Here is a 22,915-nt window from a genome sequence, read left to right as displayed (position 1 = left end):
GGCTTGCCAAGCGCGGAAATCGCTATATAATGCTGTTCTCTGCATTGCAGAGCGCGTGGAGATGTAGCTCAGCTGGTTAGAGCGCACGACTCATAATCGTGAGGTCGGTGGTTCAAGTCCACCCTTCTCTACCACGTATTCCGGCTGGTTGCCCTGTTGCGGGGCAGCGGCCTCAAAGCCCCGCAGGTCAAGCGCCCCCGGGGCTTTTTTCTTGGCTGCATGTTCTTGCCTGTGTGGCACGGCACGTGACAGGTCGGCCAGCCTTGCCTGCGCATGGCGCCCGGTCAGGGTATCTGTTGCCGGCACGGAAACGAATGCGTCCATGACTCATCTGCGGCACAACCTTTCGTGGCACACCGCAGCATCGCACGACACTGCATCGTATACTCGCGAACCACTTCTGCATTCCGGTACCGCGCCTGTGGTGCGGTACGTCACCCGGCCCACCATGCCTCCCAGTACTCCCCCCAGTCCGGAGACATCCTCACACCCGGCCCCGCCTGCGGGCAACGGCAGCCATGTGGAGCCGCTTTCTGCCCTCCGGCTGTCCATCCCCATCGCCATGGGCTACATCCCGCTGGGCATGGCCTTTGGCTTTCTGATGGCACAGGCCGGCGCCGACTGGTGGGTGGCCCCGCTGATGAGTCTGCTGGTCTATGCCGGTGCGGCCCAGTTCATGGCGGTGCCGATGTTTGCGGCGGGTGAATCACTGGCCGCCATTGCGGTGGCCACGCTGGTGGTCAACCTGCGCCACATCTTCTACGGGCTGTCGATTCTGGACCGCCTGCCGCAGGGCCGGCTGGCCCGCGCCTGCCTGGCCTGGCAGCTCACCGACGAGACCTACTCGCTCATCTCCACCCTGCCCGACAGCGCCACACCCCGGCAGATGCTGGGGCTGACCATGATCAATCACGGCTGGTGGCTGCTGGGTACGGTGCTGGGCAACGCCATCGGCATGGGCCTGTCGCCCACGCTGCAGGGGTTCGATTTCAGCCTGGCCGCCCTCTTTGCGGTGCTGGTGGTGGCACAATGGCGCAGCAGCCGTCAGCTGGCGCCCCTCGTCACGGCCATCGTTACCTACACCGTGGGCTGGGCAGTCTATCCGCAGCAGGCCATGCTGCTGGCCATCGGCCTGTCGGTGGGCGTATCCCTGCTGCAGAGTTTCCGCCAGCCGGAGGGGCAGCCATGAGCACACCCGACACCATGCTGGGCGGCTGGCAGGCCCTGGCCGCCATCGTGGTCATGGCACTGATCACCTTCGCCCTGCGGGCCCTGCCCTTCGTGGCGGCCGGGCTGCTCAACCGCTTCCGGGCCATCCGCACGCTGGGGCGGTTTCTGCCGCCGGCCATTCTGGGCCTGCTGCTCATTCACACCATGGTGGGCTTCATCCAGAACGACGCCTCCACCGTGGGTGCCTGGCCCTCACTGGCCGCCCTGGCCGTCACGGTCGTGGTCCAGCTGGCCAGCCGCCACGCCCTGCTCAGCATTCTGGCCGGCACGGGCCTGTACGTGGTGCTGCGCAACGCCTCCGTGCTGTTCCAGTAGCCGGATGACGGGCCTGCGGTTTCTGTGCCAGATGCCGGACTGGCAGATCACTGGCGTTCGCCATCCCGCTCCTGAAGGATGCGGCTGAAGCTGCTGCTCAGCCAGTTGTCGTTGAAACAGCCGCCATCGGCAGAAAATCGCCCGCTACCATCTCACCAAAGCCTATGTGGAATGACGGCCACGCGGATGCTGTCGGCAGGGAGAATGGCAGTTTTCCTGCCGGGCCGAACGCGCCAGAAAAACAGTGCTCGTGGTCTGCCGGACTGTGTGCCGAAGGCTCGTCTGTCGGGCTGAACGGCGGCGCACCTGCCTGCCGCTCCGGCATGGCCGATGGGCATTCCCCAGATACACCGGACAGCCCCGTTCCGCAGGACGCCCCGTCACCACGCCCCTGCCCGGCCAGCCAGCACAATCCGCGAATCACACCGGCATGGGTGATCCACGCCTCGGCGTACGCCCATCCATGCCGGTCCCGCAACGACGGGGTTTCCCATGCCGCCCGGACAGCCTGCAGCCCCTCATGCAGGCGCATCAGGAACTGCGCCACCGACTCACCGTGGCCGCCCGCCCGGTAATGGCCGAAATCGTCGGTCCAGGCCTGCAGTTCGGCTGCCGGCAGATCGGCCCACAGGCGCCCTTCCCAGGCACCAAAATCCATCTCGGCCAGCCAGCCTTCCGGAGGGCGAAGCTGCACGTCGGGGCGCAGGACGTGCAGGGCCTGCAGCAGGGTCTGGCAGCGCTGCAACGGTGAGCTGCGCAGCACGATGCCAGCCGGCAGCCGCGCCGCCAGTGCCTGCGCGGCACGGGCCGTGTCGGCCGGCTGTGCCGCCAGATCGGTACGGCCATAACAGAGCCCGGCCGGCGCCTCGGGGCGTGGATGACGCACCAGCCAGCACAACGGTGCGGCTTCCGCGGGGACATCAACCATCTCCGTGGCAGGCGGCACGGCATTCCCACGCAGCCCCCCGTCGCGGCTGTTCGGAACGATGCCGTCCCCACGATGGGTCGTCTCGCGCCCGCCCCAGGCAGCGTCTCCACGATGAACCGTCCCGGTGCCCTTCACGGTTGTGCCCCCATGATCAGGCACAGCACCAGATAACCGGACACCTCGGCCAGCTGCTGGGTTGCGCCCATGCAGTCGCCCGTGATACCCCCCAGCCTGCGCCGGAAAAACCGTCCCAGCCCCCCCACGACCAGCAGCAGTGTGACCATCACCCCCAAGAGGGCCGCCCCGCCCGCCACCCGGGCCACCAGCAGCACGGCCGGCAGCGCCCACAGTGACGACACCCACAGCGTGCACCGGTCCAGACGCTCCAGCAGCGAGCGCGCCTTGCTGGTACCACCGGCCGCCACGGGCGTTCCCCCCACATAGGGCAGCCATTGCGGCAGCAGCAGGGCCGTCCAGCGCGACAGCACGTGCATGGCCAGCACCAGCAGCATCGCGTGGACCAGCCCCTGCACCTGCAGCAGTGCCAGCAGGCAGAGCTTGAGCAGCAGCACCAGCAGCAGTGTGATCGTGCCGTAGGTGCCCAGCCGCGAATCCTTCATGATGCGCAGCGCCGTCTCGCGGTCTGCACTGCCGCCCAGTGCATCGCCCACATCGGCCAGCCCGTCCTCGTGAAAGGCGCCGGTCAGCAGTACGGTCGCCATGGTCGAGAGCAGCGCCGCCACGAGCGCCACCAGCAGCCAGACGGCATCATGCGCAGGAACGGCTGACATACCGGCCAGCCCCCACACCACCAGACCCAGCACCAGCGCCGCCACGCCACCCACCAGCCAGCCCACGGCTGGAAAATGCGCGGTCGATGCCTTCATCAAGGCCGGGCTGTAGCCCACCCAGCGTGCCACCCGTGCCGGCAGGGGAATGCGCGTGAAAAACTGCAGCGCCAGCAGCACATGGCGCAGCAGATTGCCCTGCAGTTCGGCTGGCGCACCGGGCTCGCCGGATGACGATGGCTCTCCAGACGGCTGTCCCACAGGCGCCTCCCCCTCGTGCCTCAAGGCTGTGCCTCACCCCGGGCCAGTACGGTGGCCAGCGGCGCGATGTCGTTGAGCGTGCGGCAGGCCGATTCCAGCAGCGGCCACACCAGCGTGGCGGCCGATCCCTCACCCAGCCGCATGCCGAACTGCAGCAGCGGGTCGCCCCCCAGGGCATCCAGCATCAGCCGGTGCCCCGGCTCGGCCGACACGTGCGAGAACACGCAGCGCTCCAGCACCGCCGGCTGCAGCCGCGCCGCCACCAGCACGGCCGAGCTGGTGATGAAGCCATCCACCACGATCACCCGGTTCTCCAGCGCCGCCTGCAGGACGGCACCCACCAGCGTGGCAATCTCGAAGCCCCCCAGGGCAGCCAGGGCAGCCAGCGGTTCCGTGGCCGCGGCGTTGCGCACCAGTGCCGCAGCCAGTGCCCGGGTCTTGCGTTGCCGCCCTTCGGCGTCCAGACCAGCCCCCGGGCCGACCACCTGGTCGATGGGCAGATCGGCCAGCCGTGCCAGCAGCAGAGACGCGGGCGAGGTGTTGCCGATGCCCATCTCGCCCAGCAGGATCGCATTGCCGGGCAGCGCCTGCACCAGCGCCCGGCCGTTGCGAATGGCCTGCAGGCACTGTGCCGGCGTCATGGCCGGCTGCCGGGTGGCATCTGCCGTGCCAGCCCCCAGCCGGCGCAGCAGCAGACCGGGCCGCTCGGGCAGCGGCTGCACCACGCCACAGTCCACCACCAGCACCTTCAGGCCATGCTGGCGGGCCAGCACGCTCACCGTGGCCTCGCCGTCCAGAATGGTCTGCATCATCAGCGTGGTCACGGTGGAGGGCCAGGCCGATACACCCTGCGCCACCAGACCATGGTCGCCCGCGCACAGCAGCACGGCGGCATCCTGCAGTTGCGGCGATTCGGTCTGCAGGATCTGGCCGATCTGTACCGACAGCGCTTCCAGCCGGCCCAGCGAACCCGGCGGACGCGCCTGGGCATCCAGCTTCGCCTGCAGGGCAGCCGCGCGGGCCGGATCGAAAACGGGCTCGATGACGGGAATGGTGGCCGCCACATCGGCAGGCGGGAAGAGATCGGAATGCAGGGACGAAAACGAACGGATGTCGGACATGGCAGAACCGGAAGAAAAAGGAACAGGCGCCGTGCATGGAAATCACGGTGCCGCAAGACTCATGCAGAGGATCGGGATACGCAGGAAGCCGCCCTGTCGGGCACGAAACCGTGCCCCGGTGCACTGCCGGGGCCTTTCATTATCGGCCAGTTCAGCCGGATGGCGGACGCCGCCCGGGGCGTGGGAAGCGCATCCCCAGCAACCCGTCCAGCACCCCGGGGGCAAAGCTGTTGCCCACATGATCGGCCAGCCCGTCGAACACGGCCGCCAGCGGACGCGCCTGCTGGCCGAACAGCGCCTGCAGCACGTCATCGTTCTCGAACATGCCGTGCAGGTACACGCCCAGCACATTGCCCCGGGCATTGCACCAGCCCAGACCATCCGGGAGCACGTCGAGAACCCCCACCGCGCCAGGAACACCATGGACACCGATAGCTGCTCCCGCCGCGGCCTCTGTGGCCTCTGTGGCCTCTGCGGATTCTGTGGCTTCTGCAACTTCTGCAACTTCTGCGATTTCTGCGGTTTCCGTGGTTCCTGTGGCTTCCATGACATCTGCGACCTCTGCGGCTTCTGCAACCACTATGGCCTCTGTAGCCCCTGCCATGATGTCCGCCCCCACCGGCTGCGTCTGCCCCTGGTGGATTTCGTATCCCGTCACCTGCACCCCCGACAGCACCGACCATGGCCCCGGCAGTGAGCCGAAGCGTTCCGTCCGGCGCCGCAGCACCTTCTCGCGGCCGAACACCGTCTGCAGCGGCAGCAGCCCCAGTCCCTGGCCAGCGCCATCCAGCCCCAGCGGATCACGCAGCGCCTGCCCCAGTATCTGCAGTCCGCCACAGATGCCCAGCACCCGGCCACCACGGGCCGCATGCGCCCGCACCCAGGCATCCAGCCCCTGCCGCTTCAGCCAGGCCAGATCGGTACTGGTGTGCTTCGAACCCGGCAGGATGATCCAGTCATCCACCGACAGTTCGGGCCGCATGCCGGCCTCCCGCACCGCCACCAGCTGCACACCACGCAGGGCGGCCAGCGGCTCGAACTCATCCAGATTGCTGATGCGCGGCGGCACCAGCAGGGCAATCCGCGCCGGCGCACACACCGGCCGGTCTGCCGGGCATGCGCCGGCCACCTCCACCTGACGTGGGCCGGGTACGCCGTCGTCCTCCCGGGGACCGGCGCTGGCCCTGGCGTTGCCTGCACCGTCACAGCCCTCGGGGGATCTTCCCTGCGCTGCCTGCCGGTCCATGTCACAGAGGGTTCTTCCCTGTGCCGGCTGGCAGCCCCGATCATCGGGAGGACTTCCCTGTGCCGTCTGCCGGTCGCGGTACTGGAACCAGCCATCCTCCTCCGGCAGGCCGTGGCCGGTCCACATCGGCACGGTGGCCACCACCGGCACACCGGTCATCTCCAGCATCCGTTCGGGGGCCGGCGCGAGCAGACCGGGATCCCCCCTGAAACGGTTCAGCACGAAGCCGCGCAGGCGCCTGCGGTCGTCTTCGGGCATCAGCGCCCAGGTGCCGTACAGATGGGCAAAGGCACCGCCGCGGTCGATGTCGGACACCAGCAGGCAGACGGCATCGGCGTGGCGCGCCACCCGCAGGTTCACCACATCGCTGGACTGCAGGTTGATCTCGGCCGGCGACCCGGCCCCCTCGATGACGATCACATCGTACTGGCGGCGCAGGTCGTCCAGCGTCTGTGCCAGCAGCGGCCAGACTTCGGCACAGCGGGCCCGCCAGGGCATGCCGGTCAGCCGGGCATCCACCTGCCCCAGCAGCACCACCTGGCTGCGCGTGTCGGCTTCGGGCTTGAGCAGCAGCGGGTTCATCTGCACCGTGGGCTCCACGCCCGCGGCCAGCGCCTGAAAATACTGCGCGCTGCCGATCTCGCCACCAGCCACCACGCGAGCATTGTTGCTCATGTTCTGCGCCTTGAAGGGCGCCACCCGCAGCCCCTGCCGCGCATACCAGCGGCACAATGCCGTCACCAGCCAGCTCTTGCCCGCCCCGCTACTGGTGCCCAGCACCATGATGCAGCGGGCCAGCCGGCCAGCGGTGTCCGCCGTGCTGCCGGCTGGCGGCACCCCGGCCTCTGCACCCGTGCCGGTCTGAACGCCTGCGCGGACAAGGTCGTCACGGCGCCGGGGACCGTGCTGATTTGCCTGTACACCAGTGCCTGCATCCGCATTGGGGCCATCCTGTGCGCCAACGCCGGCATCCGCACCAGCATCAGCCTGTACGCCCGTACCAGCCACCCGTGACCGTTCACCCACGCCGTTCAGTCCTCGATGCCGCGCTGTGCCGGCACCCCGGCCTCGAAGGCGTGTTTTATCTTGGTCATTTCGGTGACGGTGTCGGCCAGTTCGATGATTTCCGGCGGGCAGCGCCGCCCGGTCAGCACCACGTGCACATGCGGCGGACGATTCCGGAGCGTTTCCAGCACCGGTTCCAGCGGCATCCAGCCGTAGATGAGCGGATAGGTGATCTCATCCAGCACCACCAGAAAATGCTCGCCATCCATGATGGTCTTTCGGGCACGCTCCCAGCCTTCTCGTGCCAGGGCAGCGGATTTTTCCAGATCCTGGCTCTTCCAGCTGAAACCGTCACCCAGACCCTCGATGGGCACCCCCAGCTGTTCGAAGGTGCGGTGCTCGCCAAAACGTGCCGAGGCCACCTTCAGAAACTGGTAGATGTGCACCTTCTTGCCACGCCCGTGCGCCCGCAGCGCCAGCCCGAAGGCGGCCGTGCTCTTGCCCTTGCCGTCACCGGTGTTGACGATGATCAGGCCGCGCCGCTCGCCCTGCCGCTTTTCGTAAGGTTTCTCGCGAGGGGGCTGTTCGATTTCCATGGTCGTCGTTCTCCCGGAAGCTGTTTCCCGAAATGGCTGTTCAGAGGTGTCATGGGCCTGTTCATCCCTGTCCGGCAAGGCTGTCCGCCCTTGTCAGGCAGGGCAACGCCGGCCGTGTGCGGCTTCGGGGTCAGCCGTGCGCAACTTCGGGGCCAGCGTGGGGACGAACGGGTCCAGAACACACTTCTGGAACAGGTCCACGACGCGCGCTATTGTTCCAGCAAATGCCCACCGCCGCATCCGCACCACAGGCAGATTTGCTGCGGGAACATGTCCCACCTGCAGGGAAAGCGCGCCACAGGCTGGCCACCACCTGCTAGGACCGTGCACCACAGACCGGCCTGAACCTGAGCCTGAACCTGAGCCAGAGCCTGTCATGATGGGCCGATCCCCGCGCTGCTGCCGGCCGGGCACCGGCAGGGTGCCGTACGCAGGCTAGACCGCCCCCTGCCATGGAACGGTCAGCGCCGCTTCAGCAGCCGGACCACGCAGTCCCGCATCTGCTGTGCCCCCTCGGCCAGCCGGGGGCCGGGGCGTACCAGCACATCCAGTGCGTCTCCGCCGAACAGGCACACCCGCCCCTGCTGCAGCGCCTTCAGCCGCTGCCAGCCCGGACGCGCCCGCACTGCCGCCAGCCCCTGCTGCTGCGGATCGCTGATCATCAGCACATCGGGCTGCACCTGCAGCGCCCATTCGCGGCTGACCTGCAGATACGCGGGCATGGTGTGTGATCCAGGGCTCCCCCCTGACGCACCGGCATGCCCTTCCCCGTCCGGCGTACCGGCATCCGTCCCCCCTTCCGCATGCCCATTCTGGCGAGCATCCATGTCCGCACGTCCATCCGCATGTCCATCCCGGCGGGCATCCTTGCCCGGCTGCTCACCCGCTGTCATATCCTCGTCACCGGAGATCACATTGGCCAGCCCCAGTCCGGCCAGCGTCTCGCCCAGCAGTGACGAAGGCGTGGCTACCCACGGGGCCGGATCCACCTCCAGCCACACCCGCCAGCCACGCGCGGCAGGCGGCATGGACGCCGCCACCGCATCCAGCTGTGTGCGGATGCCGGCCCACACCGCATCGGCACGCGCCTGCGGCAGGTCCAGCACACGGGCCAGGCGCTGCAGCAGCGGCGCCACATCCGCCTGCCGGCGCGGTGACAGAACCAGCACCGCCACACCCAGTTTCTGCAAACGGTCGGCCACCACACCGCCACTGGCCATCAGCACCACATCCGGCTGCAGCGCCGCCACGCTCTCCACATTGAAGCTGCCCAGACTGCCCAGCTTCGGCAGCGTCGCCACCTGCGCCGGCCAGTTGGAAAAGCGGTCCACCCCCATCAGCCGGTCGCAGGCCTGCAGCACACAGACCGACTCGGTCAGCGCCGGCGAAAGCGACACCACCCGCCGCACCCGCGCCGGCAGGGTCACGGTCATCCCCCGATCGTCCTTCAGCGCACGGTCACCCGCCTGTGCGCGATCATCCAGGCGCGCCTGGCCATCCATACGATCCTGACTATCCGCGCGCCTCCGGGCATCCGCAGGCATCCGGCCGTCTGCATGTATCCGGAGCCCCATATCCATCCGGGTATCCGAATGCCCCCGGCCTTCCGTTCGCACGCTGTCCTGCGCAGCAGGCACCTGACCGGCCGTCGGTACGGGACTGCCAGTCGTCGGCCCGCCCCCAGCCCCCGGAACCGCCGCAGAAACAGCCCCTGCCCCCAGCAATACCCCGGCCAGCACCCGCAAAAACAGCCGCCCGGCCCCACCTCTCAACCTGTTCATCATCACAAACACAACACTTTGCGTCACCGGTCGGCGCGACATTGCGCACATTCCCGGTTACAATCGACAATTCGTAACCTATTGTTCCATATCGGAACACAACATTTCCATTTCCGCAGAACCCGTCCCTGCAGAGACGGGCTCTGGCCGCGTGGCCCCGCATCCCTGCATCCCATGCGGCAGCCGGCCCATCCTTACTGTTTCAGTCATGATCAGCCGACTCTTCAAGCATCGCCAGCCCGCCTACCGGCCCCAGGCCCAGGCCCGCCAGGACGCGCTGCGCAACGAGAAACTGGCCACCCCCAGTCACCTGGCGGAACGCCGCAGCCTGCTGCGCGCCGCGAGCGCCTGGCTGGTCGCCCCGTCGTGTGTGGCCGCGGTCACCGCCGTGGCGCTGGACTTCCTGTCGCCGGCCGTGACGGCCGCACAGAACCGCCACTTTCCCGACGCCACGCAACTGGGCCGCATCCGCTTCGGCCAGTTCCCCGACGCCACGCTGGGCCGCAAGGCCGTCCGGCTGGGTGCCGGTGCCCGCATCTACAACCAGGACAACCTGATCGTGCCGCCCGTGTCCGTGCACGGCAAGAGCTTCGTGGTGGGCTATCTGGCCGGCCCCACCGGTGAAATCACCACCGTCTGGATCCTGAGCGAAGAAGAATACCGCGCCCTGCGCCGGCGCAACCGCTGAACGGCACGGCCCCGCGGCGTTGCCCCACCCCCGTCTTCCGGGGTGGCTTCCCGGGATCAGCAGCGCCTGCGATGCTGTACTGGTGATGCCATGGCTACCCTCTTCTGGACCGGATTTGACCGGGATCAGCACCCCGTCTGCCTCGTACTGCGACCATGCGTCCTGTCTGGACATACCTAACGATATATCGCATGACCCGCAAACTGTACCTGCGCACCTTCGGGTGCCAGATGAATTCGTATGACAGCGAACGGATGGCCGACCTCCTGGCCGAGGCCGAGCACACCGAGCTGACCGACAACCCCGAAGACGCCGACATCGTCCTGTTCAACACCTGCTCCATCCGCGAGAAGGCACAGGAAAAGGTCTTCTCCGACCTGGGCCGCTTCAGGGCCATGAAGGCTGCGCGCCCGGACCTGATCATCGGCGTGGGCGGCTGCGTGGCCAGCCAGGAGGGCGAGGCCATCGTGCAGCGCGCACCCTACGTGGACGTGGTGTTCGGACCGCAGACGCTGCACCGCCTGCCCGAACTCATCCGCGCCAAACGCCGCTCCGGCCAGTCGCAGGTCGACATCCGCTTCCCCGAAATCGAGAAGTTCGACGCCCTGCCGCCGCAGCGCAAGGAGGGGGGCAGCGCCTTCGTCTCCATCATGGAAGGCTGCAGCAAATACTGCAGCTTCTGCGTGGTGCCCTACACCCGTGGCGAGGAGATCTCCCGCCCCTTCGAGGCCGTGCTCACCGACGTGATGACGCTGGCCGACCAGGGCGTGAAGGAAGTGACCCTGCTGGGCCAGAACGTCAACGCCTACCTGGGTCAGGTCGAAGGCTTCGACGCCCCGGCCGACTTCACCACGCTGCTCGACTACATCCACGACATCGACGGCATCGAGCGCATCCGCTACACCACCTCCCACCCGCGTGAGTTCACCGAGCGGCTCATCGAGGCCCATGGCCGCCTGCCCAAGCTGGCACCGCTGGTGCACCTGCCCGTGCAGTCCGGCTCCGACCGCATCCTCGCGGCCATGAAGCGTGGCTACACCTCGCTGGAATACCGCTCCATCATCCGCCGGCTGCGGGCCGCCAGCCCCGGCATTGGCCTGACCACCGACTTCATCGTCGGCTTTCCCGGCGAGACCGAGGCCGACTTCCAGAAAACCCTCAAGCTCGCACAGGATCTGGCCTTCGACGACGCCTACTCGTTCATCTACAGCCCGCGCCCCGGCACCCCCGCGGCCAGCCTGCACGACGACACCCCAGCCGAAGAAAAGGTCGAACGCCTGCAGCGCCTGCAGGCCGTGGTCCAGCAGAGTTCGATGGACATCGCCGGACGCATGGTCGGCAGCCGCCAGCGCGTGCTGGTCGAAGGGCGCTCCAAAAAGGATGCGCACGAACTCACCGGCCGCTGCCCGAACAACCGTACCGTCAACTTCCCCGGCGATCCGGACCTCATCGGCCAGATGATCGACGTGGACATCGTCTCGGCATACACCCACACCCTGCGTGGCGAGCCGGTGGCCGAACAGGTCGAGCGCACACTGGTACGGGTCGCAGCCGAGCGCCGGGCCCGGGGTGAGATCCACGCCCGGGAAATCTCCCGGCCCCGTGCCGCGTAACCCGCTTCGAAGCTCTCATGCGCCCTGTCCCGCTGGCCGTTGCCCTGGCATGTATCACGCTCTCCCTTCCCGCGGCGGCCAGCGGGACGTTCACCACCACGACCAGCGGAACGGCCACTACACGACAGGCCGTTTCCGCCAGCAAAAACGTCCGTGCAGGAACGGCCGTGCCAGCAGGATGGGACATGCCGACCGCTGGCACGGCGATCGTCTCCCGCCCCCGGACGATCATCAACGCAGCCACAACCGGCGTCTCTCCCACAGTCCCAGGCAAGGGTAGTGCCCTGCCGTCTGACACGGCCACCGGTGCAGCACCGCTGGCCGGCAGTTTCTCCGCCCTGCCGGCCCTGCTCGACCGGGCGCGTGCCCTGCTGCCCCGCCAGCCCGAGGCGGCGTGGCGGCTGCTGGAGCCCCACACCTGGACCTACGCCGGCAGCCGCGACTTCGACTACCTGCTGGGTGTGGCTGCCCTGGACAGCCAGCGCCCCGGTGAAGCCGTCATGGCACTGGAACGGGTGCTGGATGCCCATCCCGACGACACCGCCGCACGTACCGAACTGACCCGCGCCTATCTGGCTCTGGGCGAACACGACAGCGCCCGGCAGGTGCTGCAGCAGCTGGTCCGGCAGCCGCAGCTGCCGCTGGAAGCCCGCGAGAGCGTGCAGCGCTATCTGGACATCATCGCCCGCCAGAACAGTGCCAGCCCGCGCCGCTGGCAGCTGGCGCTCAACCTCACCACGGGCCACGACAGCAACGTCAACGCCGGCAGCACCCGCAACCGCTGGATCATCGACGATGGTCAGGTGCTCACCCCGCTCGACGAGAACCGCCCGCACGGCAGCCCCTTTGCCGAACTGGGCCTGCAGTTCCAGCACACCCTGCCACTGTCCGGCACCCTCGGCTGGACAAACACCGTCAACGCCAGCCAGCGCCTCAACCCCCGCCAGCACCGGCAGGACACCGGCACCCTCGGCGTGGGCAGCGGCCTGGCACTCACACGGGGTGCCCACCGTTTCTCGGCCGCCCTCAATCTGCAGCAGATGTGGCTGCAGGACCGCCGCTTCCGCCGCGCCACCGGCCTGCTCGGCCAGTGGCAGTTCGATCCCGACCCCCGGAACCAGCTGGGCCTGTACGCCCAGGTCTTCCGGCTGGACTTCGACGACCAGCCCCTGCGCAACGCCCGCCGTACCCTACTGGGTGCCACCTGGGCCCATGCCTTCCGGGCGCGTGGCAACCCGGTGCTGATCGCCAACCCCTATGCCGGTCGCGAACAGCCCCGTCACACCCTGCCCGTGCTCGACTTCCGGATAGCCGGCCTGCGGCTGGGCCTGCAGCGTGAGCTGGGCGCACGCTGGCGCGCCAATCTGGGCCTGCAGTGGGAAGAACGTCGCCACCGGGGGCCCGACCCCCTCTTCGGCCGCACCCGTCACGACCGCCAGCTGGACCTGCGCCTGGGCGCCGATCATGCGCTCAGCCCGCAGCTCACCCTCAGCCCCCAGCTGCTCCACACCCGCAACCACGCCACCCTGGCCCCCAACGACTTCCGGCGCACGCAGCTGCTGGTGGATGTGCAGTACCGCTGGTAGAACACGGCCCCACCCGGCAGGGCATACTGGCGACACACGACCGGAACCTGCCCGAAGGCCCTACCCTTGGGCGCGGCATGACCGTGTTGGCAGCGCCTTGAAACCATCGAGGATTCTGCACCCCTGCTGCCTTGCAAAGGGGAGTTCACGGCGCACGACCACCTGTCGCTCCTGCGCGACAAACACACCCGCCGAACAGACAGCAAGACCACCATCCATCCAGCCGCCCGGCCGCATTCATCCCCCGCCCCCGACCGGCGCCCCCTGACGGTCGACAACCGGCCCCCATCCCCCTGCCCGGCGACAGGCTGCCCCACCACAATGCGCGCCAGGGAGGATCTCGCTTCAACTGCGGCCTGGCCATGCGCGTATGTGCACCATCCCTCGTGCCTTGCACCGCAACGCCCGCGCAGATCCTCCTCCTCTCTCTTTCGCACCATGTGGTGGACCCGTCGTGGCGCAACCCCGCAATCCGGACAGCCAGGGACCTGATCCCTCCTGCTGCAGCACGCGCTGCGGCTGCACCGTGTCCGCACGGTTTGCCCCCCTGCCGCCCGCGACCTCCGTCTGGACCCCGGCCAGAACCTCCGCCTGGTCTGGCACCAGAGCTTCCGTCTGGAGTCCCGCCTGGCACCCCCGCCGCCTGCTGCAGATCGGCCTGCCGATCCTCGCCCTGGCCATGCCGCCGGGTCATGCCCTTGCACTCGGCCAGCCGGGCAACCTGCCCCCGCCGGCCCCCGCCGCTGCGCCCCTCGCCGCCGGCCGTCTCATCATGGCCAGCGGCGACGTGCGCATCGTCGATATCCAGAGCGTCCCACCGGCGTCCGGGCAGGCATCGGCAGCCTCCGGCGTCGCCCATACCGGCGCCGCATCCACCGGGGTATCCCCATCTGCCACATCGTCCACCAGGGATTCCCCATCCTCCACACCGACCACCGGACAGTCCATCAGAACCGCCCAGGCCGGCGACTGGCTTCATGCCGGCCAGATGATCATCACCGGCGCCCACGGCCGGGCGCAGATCCGCTTCCGTGACGGTGCGCTGGTCTCGCTGCAGCCCCGGTCACAGTTCCGCATCGACCAGTACGCCTATGGAGAAGACCGCCAGCGCAGCTTCTACAGCCTGCTCGAAGGCACCCTGCGGGCCATCTCCGGCGCCATCGGCAAGAAGAACCCCGACGACTTCCGGCTCGACACGCCCACCGCCACCATCGGCATCCGGGGTACCGAGTTTCTCGTACAGGAAACCCACTGCAGCCCACACTGCCAGCCGGGCCAGCAGGACGGCCTGAACGTGGCCGTCAGTCACGGTCGCGTACGCGTCTTCAATGGCGCCGGCGCCATCGATATCGGCGCCGGCCGCGCCACCTGGGTTGCCTCGGCCACCAGCCGCCCCCAGCCCACCACACGCAAACCCGTCATCAGCGCCCCGCCCACCCAGCAGGAGCGCGATGCCGAGCAGAAAGCAGACGAAAGCGCGCAGACCACCGGCGATTCCACACAGGCCGGGTCCACTGCGTCTGACGACGGCTCGTCTACCGGCACCACGTCCAGCGACACCACGTCAACCGGAACCACGTCCAGCGACGGCTCGTCCGGTGACAGCCTGTCCAGCAACAGCGCCTCATCCGGTGCATCCCAAGCGGCAGGCAACACGTTCCAGACGGCAGTGTCCAGCCCGAAGAGCGTCCTGCCTGCCGGCAATCTGGGGCTGCCACAGATTTCCATCCCCCAGCCATCCAGACGTCCGGACGCCCAGCCGCCTGCCACGGCGCCCGTCACACCCGTGCGTCCCACGCCGGCGCCACAGCCGGCACCACGGCCCACACCAAAGCCCGAACCCGCGCCGGCACCGCAGCCCGCTCCGGCTCCCGTGCCCTCTCCCGGCACGACGCCCACGCCGGCTCCGGCCCCCACGCCCAACCCGGCCCCAGCTCCGACACCAGAGCCCACGCCTGCGCCTGCTCCCACGCCCGTCCCGGTACCCACACCGACACCTGCGCCCGCCCCGACACCCGCTCCCTCGCCCGTGCCGGCCCCAGGGCCTGTGCCCCAGCCTGCCCCCATTCCCGGACCCGAGCCAATCCCTCAACCAGCCCCCGGCCCGGTCCCGGCGCCGGAACCTGTGCCCGCTCCGTCACCGGTTCCATCGCCCCTGCCGGTCGTTCCCGTCGAACCCGATCTGCCCGACAACCCGGAACCGGCACGCCCGCGCCCCCCGGCCCCCGAACCTGCTCCGGAGCCTGCCCCCGTGCCGGCGCCCGGCCCTGCACCCGTGCCGTCTCCGGAACCCGCTCCATCTCCGGCCGATCCGGTCATCCCGCCATCGCCCGCACCGGCCCCCACCGACCCGGTCACACCGCCTGCGCCGGCCCCCACCCCCGTGCCCGGTCCACAACCAGCCCCCGGCCCGCAACCGGCACCGGATCCCGCCCCTGCGCCAACCCCCTCGCCAGTGCCGGCGCCTTCGCCGGAACCGGTTCCCACGCCCGAACCGTCGCCCGGTCCGGTGCCTACCCCCGTGCCGGCACCGCAACCCGCTCCTGCGCCCTCACCGGCACCACAGCCCGCACCGGCACCAACACCCCAGCCGGCCCCGGCGCCCGCCCCCCTGCCAGAGCCGGCACCTGTCCCGACTCCCATCCCGGCCCCTGTTCCCGTCCCGGTGCCCCCGCCCGCGCCACCTGCCCTGCCATCCACCCTCGGCACCGGCAGCCACGCGGCCGGCAGCCTGCGCCTGATCACCGCCAACGCCCCCTGGCCCTTCAACTACACCGTGGGCGACACCGCCCCCGCCATCCGGCTGGGCAGTGACTTGCGTCCACAGCGAATCGGCCCCTGCGGCATCCTCGGCAACTGCATGAACTTCGACATGGCCGACACCACCGAGGCCGGCCATGAAGGCGCCGTCACCTGGGGGCGCTTCAGCCAGGGCAGCGTACGTCTGACCCTGCTGCTGATGGATCTGGACAACCAGCTGCAGCAGACCCGCGGCATCCACTATCTGGCCGGTGTCCCCACCGTCACCATGCCCACCACCGGCACGGCCCGCTACACCCTGTCCGGCGCCACCGCCCCCACCTTCAGCAAGGGCGGCGTGCAGCCCGGCACCTTCACCGGCCAGGGCCTCGTGCAGTTCGCCCCCGGCACCGGCACCCAGATCGCGCTGGACGGCGAACTGAAGTTCGGCAGCGACCAGCACTACCGCATGACCACCGACGGCGCCCGCTTCGATGCCCAGGGGCGCCTGAGCCAGATCGGCACCACCAACCTGCGCATGCAGAGCCCCAACACCTTCACCGGGGATCTGCGCGTCCGTTCGCAGGGCAGCAGCGACGCCATGCAATGCGGCACCGGCGACTGCCGGGCGGCCATCAACGGTGGCTTCTTCGGGGACAACGCCACCCAGATGGGCTTTGGCTACACCGTCACCAACCCGAAGCACAGCGGCGAAACCGACACCATCCACGGCGTGGCGGTGATGAAGCGGGAAACACCCTGATTGCCCCGTCCGCACCATGAACGGGTGCGTGTCGCGAGCCTGTTCGTCCCCGCGCGAGCCCCGGTCGTGTGCAGAACGCGTCATGGACTCATTCGTCCACGTGCTGACCTCAGCCGTGTGCCGACAGGGCACCACGCAGGCAAGGCAGCCGCCTTGCCAGAGGAGCCGCCCCACCTCATGCCAGACAACATGGGTAGCGCGCCCGCCTGCACGGCACGGCTGCCCGCTACAATTGGACAAAGGTTTCTCCTCCCGGTCAGCACTGCCCCCCCCTAAAGCACCCTCCATGCCCGTCCAGGCCCAATTCTCCATCGACGAACCCGACAACGCCCGGCTGGCCAGCCTGTGCGGCGCGCTCGACGCCAACCTGCGCACCATCGAAAGCGCGCTGGACGTGCGCATCACCCGGCGCGGCAGCACCTTCACCATCGAAGGCGATGAAACCGCCCCGGCCCGCACCGCCCGCCTGCTGGACAGGCTCTACCACGCCCGCCGTCACCCCCTCAGCAACGAGGAGCTTCAACTGGCCATCATCGAATCCCGTCACAGCAGCCCGGCCGACCTGCCGGTCACCGAAGCGCTACCCCCGCAGTCGCCCGACAACCCCACCTTCCGCACCCGCCGCGGCGAGGTGCAGGGGCGTACCCCCAACCAGCGCAAGTACCTGAAGAACATCCTGGCGCACGACCTGTCCTTCGGCATCGGCCCGGCCGGCACCGGCAAGACCTTCCTTGCCGTGGCCTGCGCCATCGACGCGCTGGACCGCGACCAGGTCGAACGCATCATTCTCACCCGTCCCGCCGTCGAGGCCGGCGAGCGCCTGGGCTTCCTGCCCGGCGATCTCACCCAGAAGATCGATCCCTACCTGCGCCCGCTCTTCGACGCCCTCAACGAGCTGATGGGCCACGAACGCGTGGCCAAACTCATCGAACGCCAGCAGATCGAAATCGCTCCGCTGGCCTACATGCGCGGCCGCACGCTGTCCAACGCCTTCATCATTCTGGACGAGGCCCAGAACACCACGCCCGAGCAGATGAAGATGTTCCTCACCCGCATCGGCTTCGGCTCGAAGGCCGTCATCACCGGCGACATCACCCAGATCGACCTGCCTGCGCCCAAAAAGAGCGGTCTCGTGCAGGCCCAGCGCGTGCTGAAGAACGTCAAGGGCATCGCCTTCAACCGTTTCGAATCCGGCGACGTGATCCGCCACCCGCTGGTGGCCCGCATCGTCGAGGCCTACGAGAAACACGTCGAGAACCGCAAGCGCCCCGTACCGGAGCACTAGGGAATTCCGGGGAGCTTCTGCAAAAGTCTGCGAGCGCGCTGGACCCGGGACCAGAATGAGTCAGAAGACACCATTTCCCGACAGCAGCAGGGCCATTGGCAGCAAATGACAACACGCTGGATCGCCCGGGCATGAAGGCCAAAGTGCCGCAGGACTTTTGCAGAAACTCCCCAGGGCTCTTTCGTCCCCGTGCTGCCCCCACATGAAAAACCACATTTCGCACCCCGCTCACCACCTGTCCCTGCAGGTCCAGATCGATGAAGACACCCTCGGCATCGACGCCCTGCCCGTGGCACGCCCCCAGCTGCGCCGCTGGGTGCAGGCCGCCCTGCGCGCCGATGCCGAAATCGTCTTGCGCTTCGTCGGCCTGGAGGAAAGTCAGGTACTGAATCACCAGTACCGCGGCAAGAACAGCCCCACCAACGTCCTGACCTTCGACTACGCCCACGAGCCCATCGTGCAGGCCGACATCGTCATCTGCCTGCCCGTGCTGGAACGGGAAGCGGCCGAACAGCACAAGCCGCTGCGCAACCATCTCGCGCACCTGGTCATCCATGGCGTACTGCACGCCCACGGCATGGACCACCTCACGGACGAAGAAGCAGCCGACATGGAGGCTGCCGAAGTCGCCCTGCTCAAACGCTTTCGCATCCGCGACCCGTACCAGCTACCCGAAGAATAGGATCGGCCGGCAACCCCCTGCCATCGGCGGGCACGCCCCCCGCATTTGACCAGTTTTACCAGCCGCCCGAGCGGCTGCAGGCACGGCCTGCGTGATGGTCAACCTCTGGAATAATGCCGGCTTTCAGGTTGCCCCGACCGGTTACGCCGATGCCCACTGCTTTTACCCCTTTCTCCTCCCGCAGACCGCTCATACAGGGCCTGCTGGCCCTGCTGCTGGGCGTGGCCCACGCCTTTACCTTCGCCCCCTGGGGCAATGGCTGGCTGCAGCTGGCCGTACTCACTGGCTTTGCCCTGCTGGTCCTGCGGGGCGGGGGGTTTCTGACGGGGCTGCTGTTCGGCATCGGCTGGTTCAGCGCGGGCGTGGGCTGGGTCTACATCAGCATGCACGACTACGGCGGCGTTCCCGCACCGCTGGCCGCGGTGGCCGTCGTGCTGTTTTCCTCCTATCTGGGCCTGTACCCGGCGCTGGGCGCACTGTTTTGCAGACGCAACCACCTGGCCCCCTGGCCCTTCGTCCTCACTTTTTCCGGTGCCCTCACCCTGGCGGAGCTGGCCCGCGGTTGGGTGCTGACCGGATTTCCATGGCTCGGTATTGGCTACGCACAGATCGACAGCCCCCTCGCCGGTTTTGCGCCGGTGGGCGGCGTCTACCTCGTGACACTGGTCACCAGCTTCATCGCAGCCAGTGCTGCCGTGCCCCTGCAGCACGTGCTGACACGGCACACGCCAGCACCAACGCCCCCCATCCTGCCCCTGATGGTGCCATGCCTCGTCTCCGTTGCCCTGCTGGGTCTGGGCACCGTACTGGGGAAACACGCATGGAGCATTCCCGCCGGGAAGCCGCTGAGCGTCAGCCTGCTGCAGGGCAACGTACCGCAGGCCATGAAATTCGATCCAGAAACAGCGGCACTGGCCCGACACCAGTACCTGCAGATGATCGAAAACGCCCCGGCCGACCTCATCCTGCTGCCCGAAACGGCCTGGACCACCCGCTGGGACAACACCGAATCCAGCCTCAAGCAACGGCTCTACCAGTTCATCTTCGACACCGACAGCACCGTGGCGCTGGGCCTGCCACGCTTCGGCCTGGTACGCGTGCCCGGCACACACAAACCCGGCACGGCGCAGAATGCCGCCAATACCGCCAATACCGCCAATACCGCCAATACCGCCAATACCGCCAATACCGCCAATACCGCCAATACCGCCAGTACCACCAATACCACCAATGCCCATGCGCATGCTTCAGGAAAGCGTGCTTCGGAGGAACAGGCAGAGGAACCTGCATCAGGGGAGCAGATATCAGGAGAACGGGCTTCCGGGGAACACGCCTCCGGGAAAGATATGGAGGCATCCGTTGCAAAGGCGGCAGACACCCACGCCCAGGACGCCTGGCAATGGCAGGTCAGCAACAGCGTCGAGGTCTTCACCCGTGAGTCGATTCTCGGCCCGTCGGCCGCCGGTTCCATCGACCGTTCCGGTCGCTACCACTACGACAAGCGCCACCTCGTCCCCTTCGGTGAATTCATCCCCGAGGGTTTCCACTGGTTCATGGCCATCATGCAGGTCCCGCTGGGCGACCAGATGCGTGGATCCCCCCAGCAACCCCTGCTGGACCTGAAGGACCAGCGCATCGGCTTCGACATCTGCTACGAAGACATCTTCGGCGAGGAACTGCTGGACCAGGTGCGGGACCAGCACCCCGCATCCCCTTCAGCACAGCAGGCCCCCGGACACGAACACCCGGAACGGACCACGCCGGACCGCGAGCACACAGGCCGGGACACGGCGGCTGCATCGACTGCCGGTGATGCCTCCGGCACAGGCGCCACCATCCTCGCCAACCTGACCAATCTGGGCTGGTTCGGCAACTCCCACGCGCTGCCCCAGCACCTGCAGATCGCCCGCATGCGGGCCCTGGAAACCGCCCGCCCGATCATCCGGGCCACCAACACCGGCACCACCGCCGTCATCGATGCTCACGGGCACGTACAGGCACAGCTGCCCACGCACCAGGAAGGCACACTGCGTGCCACCGTACAGGGGCACACCGGACTCACCCCCTACGCCCGGCTGGGCGGCAATCTGGCGCTGTGGCTGCTGTCGGCAGCCCTGATGGCCGCCGGTACGCTGCTCGCGCGAAAATTCCGGGCCGCACCGGCATCAGGCGCGGATCGCTGATGCCTGTGCCCAATGCCCGGTGTCTGACCTCTGCCTGAAAACCCGGGTGCTGGCTACCGGGTACGCAGGTGCCTGGGTGGCTGAACACCTCCAGCAATATTCCCCGTTCAGGCCGGTAGCCAGCCCTCGGTCATGATCTGGTCAAAGGACCACGGACACACCTCGGGATACTCGCGTGGCCCCGCCTCGCGCATCGCGATCACCAGCGCATCCTCCCAGGCGTCCTGCCACCAGTCCGGATCGGCCAGCACGGCCTTCAGGCTGGGGGTTTTCTTCACGGCCCGTTCGATACGGCTGCGCTGCAGACGAATGGTCTGCGCCCAGCTGCTGCCCGCCCGCTCCGGCTGGTACTGCCATTTCAGCAGATGTGCCAGCAGCACCGCCATCCGGCTGATCAGCTCACGCTGTTCGCTCTTGCCCACGTCCTCGATCTCATCTGCAATGTGTTCGATGTCCAGCAGTTCATAGCGCCCTGCCCGCAGCAGCGCCGCCTGCTCATTGGCCCAGGCCACGATGTCCTGGTCGTATTTCACCGTCGTCATCCAGACCTCCGATTCACGGCCACCCTCACTACGCCCTCATATCTGCCCACCTGCCTGCATCACTCACGCCGGCAGCCAGCCCTCGGTCATGATCTCCGCCAGCGTCCACGGACACACCGCCGGAAAATCCCCCAGTCCCGTTTCTGCGGCGGCAATGCCCAGCGCCTTGCGCCACACCTTCAGCCACCATGCCGGCTCATCCAGCTTTGCCCGCAGGCTGGGTGTCTCTTCCAGCGCATCGGCAATATCGCCCCGCTGCGCACTGATCGTCAGCTGCCAGCTGCGCCCCCGCCGTTCCGGCTGGTGCTGCCATTTCAGCAGATGTGCCAGCAGCACCGCCATCCGGCTGATCAGCTCACGCTGTTCGCTCTTGCCCACGTCCTCGATCTCATCTGCAATGTGTTCGATGTCCAGCAGTTCATAGCGCCCTGCCCGCAGCAGCGCCGCCTGCTCATTGGCCCAGGCCACGATGTCCTGGTCGTATTTCACCGTCGTCATCCAGACCTCCGATTCACGGCCACCCTCACTACGCCCTCATATCTGCCCACCTGCCTGCATCACTCACGCCGGCAGCCAGCCCTCGGTCATGATCTCCGCCAGCGTCCACGGACACACCGCCGGAAAATCCCCCAGTCCCGTTTCTGCGGCGGCAATGCCCAGCGCCTTGCGCCACACCTTCAGCCACCATGCCGGCTCATCCAGCTTTGCCCGCAGGCTGGGTGTCTCTTCCAGCGCATCGGCAATATCGCCCCGCTGCGCACTGATCGTCAGCTGCCAGCTGCGCCCCCGCCGTTCCGGCTGGTGCTGCCATTTCAGCAGATGTGCCAGCAGCACCGCCATCCGGCTGATCAGCTCGCGCTGTTCGCTCTTGCCCACGTCCTCGATCTCATCTGCAATGTGTTCGATGTCCAGCAGTTCATAGCGCCCTGCCCGCAGCAGCGCCGCCTGCTCATTGGCCCAGGCCACGATGTCCTGGTCGTATTTCACCGTCGTCATCTGCCTGGCCTCCTGTTCACGGCCGCCCTCACCAGATTCCTCGTATCCGATCCTTCATGCCGGATCCACGCACACCAGATCCGGTCGATTTGCACCCGAACTGCTGCCTGCACCAGGCACACGCACACCAATCCGCTCGCATCGACACGCCCACATCACTCCCTCATACGGCCCCGCTCACGCCGGCTGCAACCACCACGCCAGCAGCAGCATCAGCGTCCCGCCGCCGGCCAGCACCAGCCAGACGAGCTTCTGGTTGGCCGACACATAGCTCCAGACGAACGCGGGCACATAGACCACGAAGGTCAGCCCGCCGAACAGCGCCTGCATCTCCCCATAGGGGTAGCCAGCCCGCACCGCCAGCGCAAGCGCCAGCAGAAAGGCCCCCCAGGCAAACGCAAAGCCGCCCACCACACTGACGGCCACCTTCGACGCCATCAGCCATGCACGTGCCCTGCGCTGTTCGGGGGTGCGGTGCAGCGGCATGACATCCTCACCGGCACTGACCATGATGACCTCCTCGCCTGATGGATGAAGCCGACAGTGTAGGGGTATTCCTGCAGCAAG

19 protein-coding genes and 1 tRNA gene are annotated in these 22,915 nt (G+C 67.9%); 10 read left to right on the top strand and 10 right to left on the bottom strand.

Going from position 1 to position 22,915, the window contains the following annotated elements; all coding sequences use genetic code 11:
* The first annotated feature begins 57 nt into the window (after positions 1 to 57).
* The 3 genes from EHV23_RS14285 to EHV23_RS14275 all read left to right on the top strand — a co-directional run bounded on the left by EHV23_RS14285 (position 58) and on the right by EHV23_RS14275 (position 1,545).
* Positions 58 to 134 (top strand) — tRNA-Met (locus EHV23_RS14285).
* Between the two features lie 386 nt (positions 135 to 520).
* Positions 521 to 1,189, top strand: coding sequence for an AzlC family ABC transporter permease (locus EHV23_RS14280; RefSeq protein WP_203229016.1), 669 nt, complete (start codon positions 521 to 523; stop codon positions 1,187 to 1,189).
* Positions 1,186 to 1,545 (top strand): branched-chain amino acid transporter permease, encoded by a 360-nt coding sequence (locus EHV23_RS14275; RefSeq protein WP_238990474.1) that lies wholly within the window; start codon positions 1,186 to 1,188, stop codon positions 1,543 to 1,545. The genes EHV23_RS14280 and EHV23_RS14275 overlap by 4 nt, the downstream gene beginning before the upstream one ends.
* 97 nt (positions 1,546 to 1,642) lie before the next feature.
* On the opposite strand, the gene EHV23_RS14270 is transcribed toward EHV23_RS14275, so the two are convergent.
* The 6 genes from EHV23_RS14270 to EHV23_RS14245 form a co-directional block, all read right to left on the bottom strand.
* Positions 1,643 to 2,473, bottom strand: coding sequence for a histidine phosphatase family protein (locus tag EHV23_RS14270; protein ID WP_125096651.1), 831 nt, complete (start codon positions 2,471 to 2,473; stop codon positions 1,643 to 1,645).
* A gap of 131 nt (positions 2,474 to 2,604) precedes the next feature.
* Complete coding sequence (locus EHV23_RS14265; protein WP_238990473.1) at positions 2,605 to 3,522, bottom strand: adenosylcobinamide-GDP ribazoletransferase; 918 nt, start codon at positions 3,520 to 3,522, stop codon at positions 2,605 to 2,607.
* Between the two features lie 20 nt (positions 3,523 to 3,542).
* A complete protein-coding gene (gene cobT, locus EHV23_RS14260) occupies positions 3,543 to 4,643 on the bottom strand; it encodes a nicotinate-nucleotide--dimethylbenzimidazole phosphoribosyltransferase (protein WP_125096650.1) in 1,101 nt (366 codons plus the stop codon).
* 151 nt (positions 4,644 to 4,794) lie between these two features.
* Positions 4,795 to 6,672, bottom strand: a complete 1,878-nt coding sequence (locus EHV23_RS14255; RefSeq protein WP_125096894.1) for a cobyric acid synthase — start codon at positions 6,670 to 6,672, stop codon at positions 4,795 to 4,797.
* Between the two features lie 248 nt (positions 6,673 to 6,920).
* The gene (cobO, locus tag EHV23_RS14250) at positions 6,921 to 7,490 is read right to left on the bottom strand and encodes a cob(I)yrinic acid a,c-diamide adenosyltransferase (protein WP_125096649.1); all 570 of its coding nucleotides are present in this window, start codon (positions 7,488 to 7,490) and stop codon (positions 6,921 to 6,923) included.
* 461 nt (positions 7,491 to 7,951) lie between these two features.
* Positions 7,952 to 8,992, bottom strand: coding sequence for an ABC transporter substrate-binding protein (locus tag EHV23_RS14245; RefSeq protein ID WP_158615996.1), 1,041 nt, complete (start codon positions 8,990 to 8,992; stop codon positions 7,952 to 7,954).
* Positions 8,993 to 9,479: 487 nt separating this feature from the next.
* Between EHV23_RS14245 and EHV23_RS14240 the strand changes: the two genes are divergently transcribed.
* The 7 genes from EHV23_RS14240 to EHV23_RS15655 all read left to right on the top strand — a co-directional run bounded on the left by EHV23_RS14240 (position 9,480) and on the right by EHV23_RS15655 (position 20,810).
* The gene (locus tag EHV23_RS14240) at positions 9,480 to 9,959 is read left to right on the top strand and encodes a hypothetical protein (RefSeq protein ID WP_125096647.1); all 480 of its coding nucleotides are present in this window, start codon (positions 9,480 to 9,482) and stop codon (positions 9,957 to 9,959) included.
* Positions 9,960 to 10,150: 191 nt separating this feature from the next.
* A complete protein-coding gene (gene miaB / locus EHV23_RS14235; RefSeq protein WP_125096646.1) occupies positions 10,151 to 11,572 on the top strand; it encodes a tRNA (N6-isopentenyl adenosine(37)-C2)-methylthiotransferase MiaB in 1,422 nt (473 codons plus the stop codon).
* Between the two features lie 185 nt (positions 11,573 to 11,757).
* Positions 11,758 to 13,158 (top strand): tetratricopeptide repeat protein, encoded by a 1,401-nt coding sequence (locus EHV23_RS14230; protein ID WP_125096645.1) that lies wholly within the window; start codon positions 11,758 to 11,760, stop codon positions 13,156 to 13,158.
* Positions 13,159 to 13,684: 526 nt separating this feature from the next.
* Positions 13,685 to 16,660: a FecR family protein gene (locus tag EHV23_RS16435; RefSeq protein ID WP_158615995.1), complete on the top strand. Its 2,976-nt coding sequence runs from the start codon at positions 13,685 to 13,687 to the stop codon at positions 16,658 to 16,660.
* Between the two features lie 286 nt (positions 16,661 to 16,946).
* Positions 16,947 to 17,945 carry a PhoH family protein gene (locus EHV23_RS14220; RefSeq protein WP_125096643.1) on the top strand — a complete coding sequence of 333 codons (999 nt, stop codon included), beginning with the start codon at positions 16,947 to 16,949 and terminating at the stop codon, positions 17,943 to 17,945.
* Between the two features lie 202 nt (positions 17,946 to 18,147).
* Positions 18,148 to 18,627: an rRNA maturation RNase YbeY gene (gene ybeY, locus EHV23_RS14215; protein WP_125096642.1), complete on the top strand. Its 480-nt coding sequence runs from the start codon at positions 18,148 to 18,150 to the stop codon at positions 18,625 to 18,627.
* A 149-nt stretch (positions 18,628 to 18,776) separates the two neighbouring features.
* The gene (locus tag EHV23_RS15655; protein ID WP_238990472.1) at positions 18,777 to 20,810 is read left to right on the top strand and encodes an apolipoprotein N-acyltransferase; all 2,034 of its coding nucleotides are present in this window, start codon (positions 18,777 to 18,779) and stop codon (positions 20,808 to 20,810) included.
* Positions 20,811 to 20,917: 107 nt separating this feature from the next.
* Here EHV23_RS15655 and EHV23_RS14205 read toward each other — a convergent pair whose 3' ends face one another.
* The 4 genes from EHV23_RS14205 to EHV23_RS14190 form a co-directional block, all read right to left on the bottom strand.
* A complete protein-coding gene (locus EHV23_RS14205) occupies positions 20,918 to 21,352 on the bottom strand; it encodes a DUF29 domain-containing protein (RefSeq protein WP_125096641.1) in 435 nt (144 codons plus the stop codon).
* 63 nt (positions 21,353 to 21,415) lie between these two features.
* Positions 21,416 to 21,850: a DUF29 domain-containing protein gene (locus tag EHV23_RS14200; RefSeq protein WP_125096640.1), complete on the bottom strand. Its 435-nt coding sequence runs from the start codon at positions 21,848 to 21,850 to the stop codon at positions 21,416 to 21,418.
* 63 nt (positions 21,851 to 21,913) lie between these two features.
* The gene (locus tag EHV23_RS14195; protein WP_125096640.1) at positions 21,914 to 22,348 is read right to left on the bottom strand and encodes a DUF29 domain-containing protein; all 435 of its coding nucleotides are present in this window, start codon (positions 22,346 to 22,348) and stop codon (positions 21,914 to 21,916) included.
* Positions 22,349 to 22,525: 177 nt separating this feature from the next.
* Positions 22,526 to 22,858, bottom strand: coding sequence for an iron uptake protein (locus tag EHV23_RS14190; RefSeq protein WP_125096639.1), 333 nt, complete (start codon positions 22,856 to 22,858; stop codon positions 22,526 to 22,528).
* Positions 22,859 to 22,915: the final 57 nt, after the last annotated feature.

Origin of the sequence: Lautropia dentalis, assembly GCF_003892345.1 — a bacterium.
GTDB classification, from domain to species: domain Bacteria; phylum Pseudomonadota; class Gammaproteobacteria; order Burkholderiales; family Burkholderiaceae_E; genus Lautropia; species Lautropia dentalis.
Note: the sequence above shows the minus strand (reverse complement) of the source record. Positions and strands in the feature narration are given on the sequence as shown.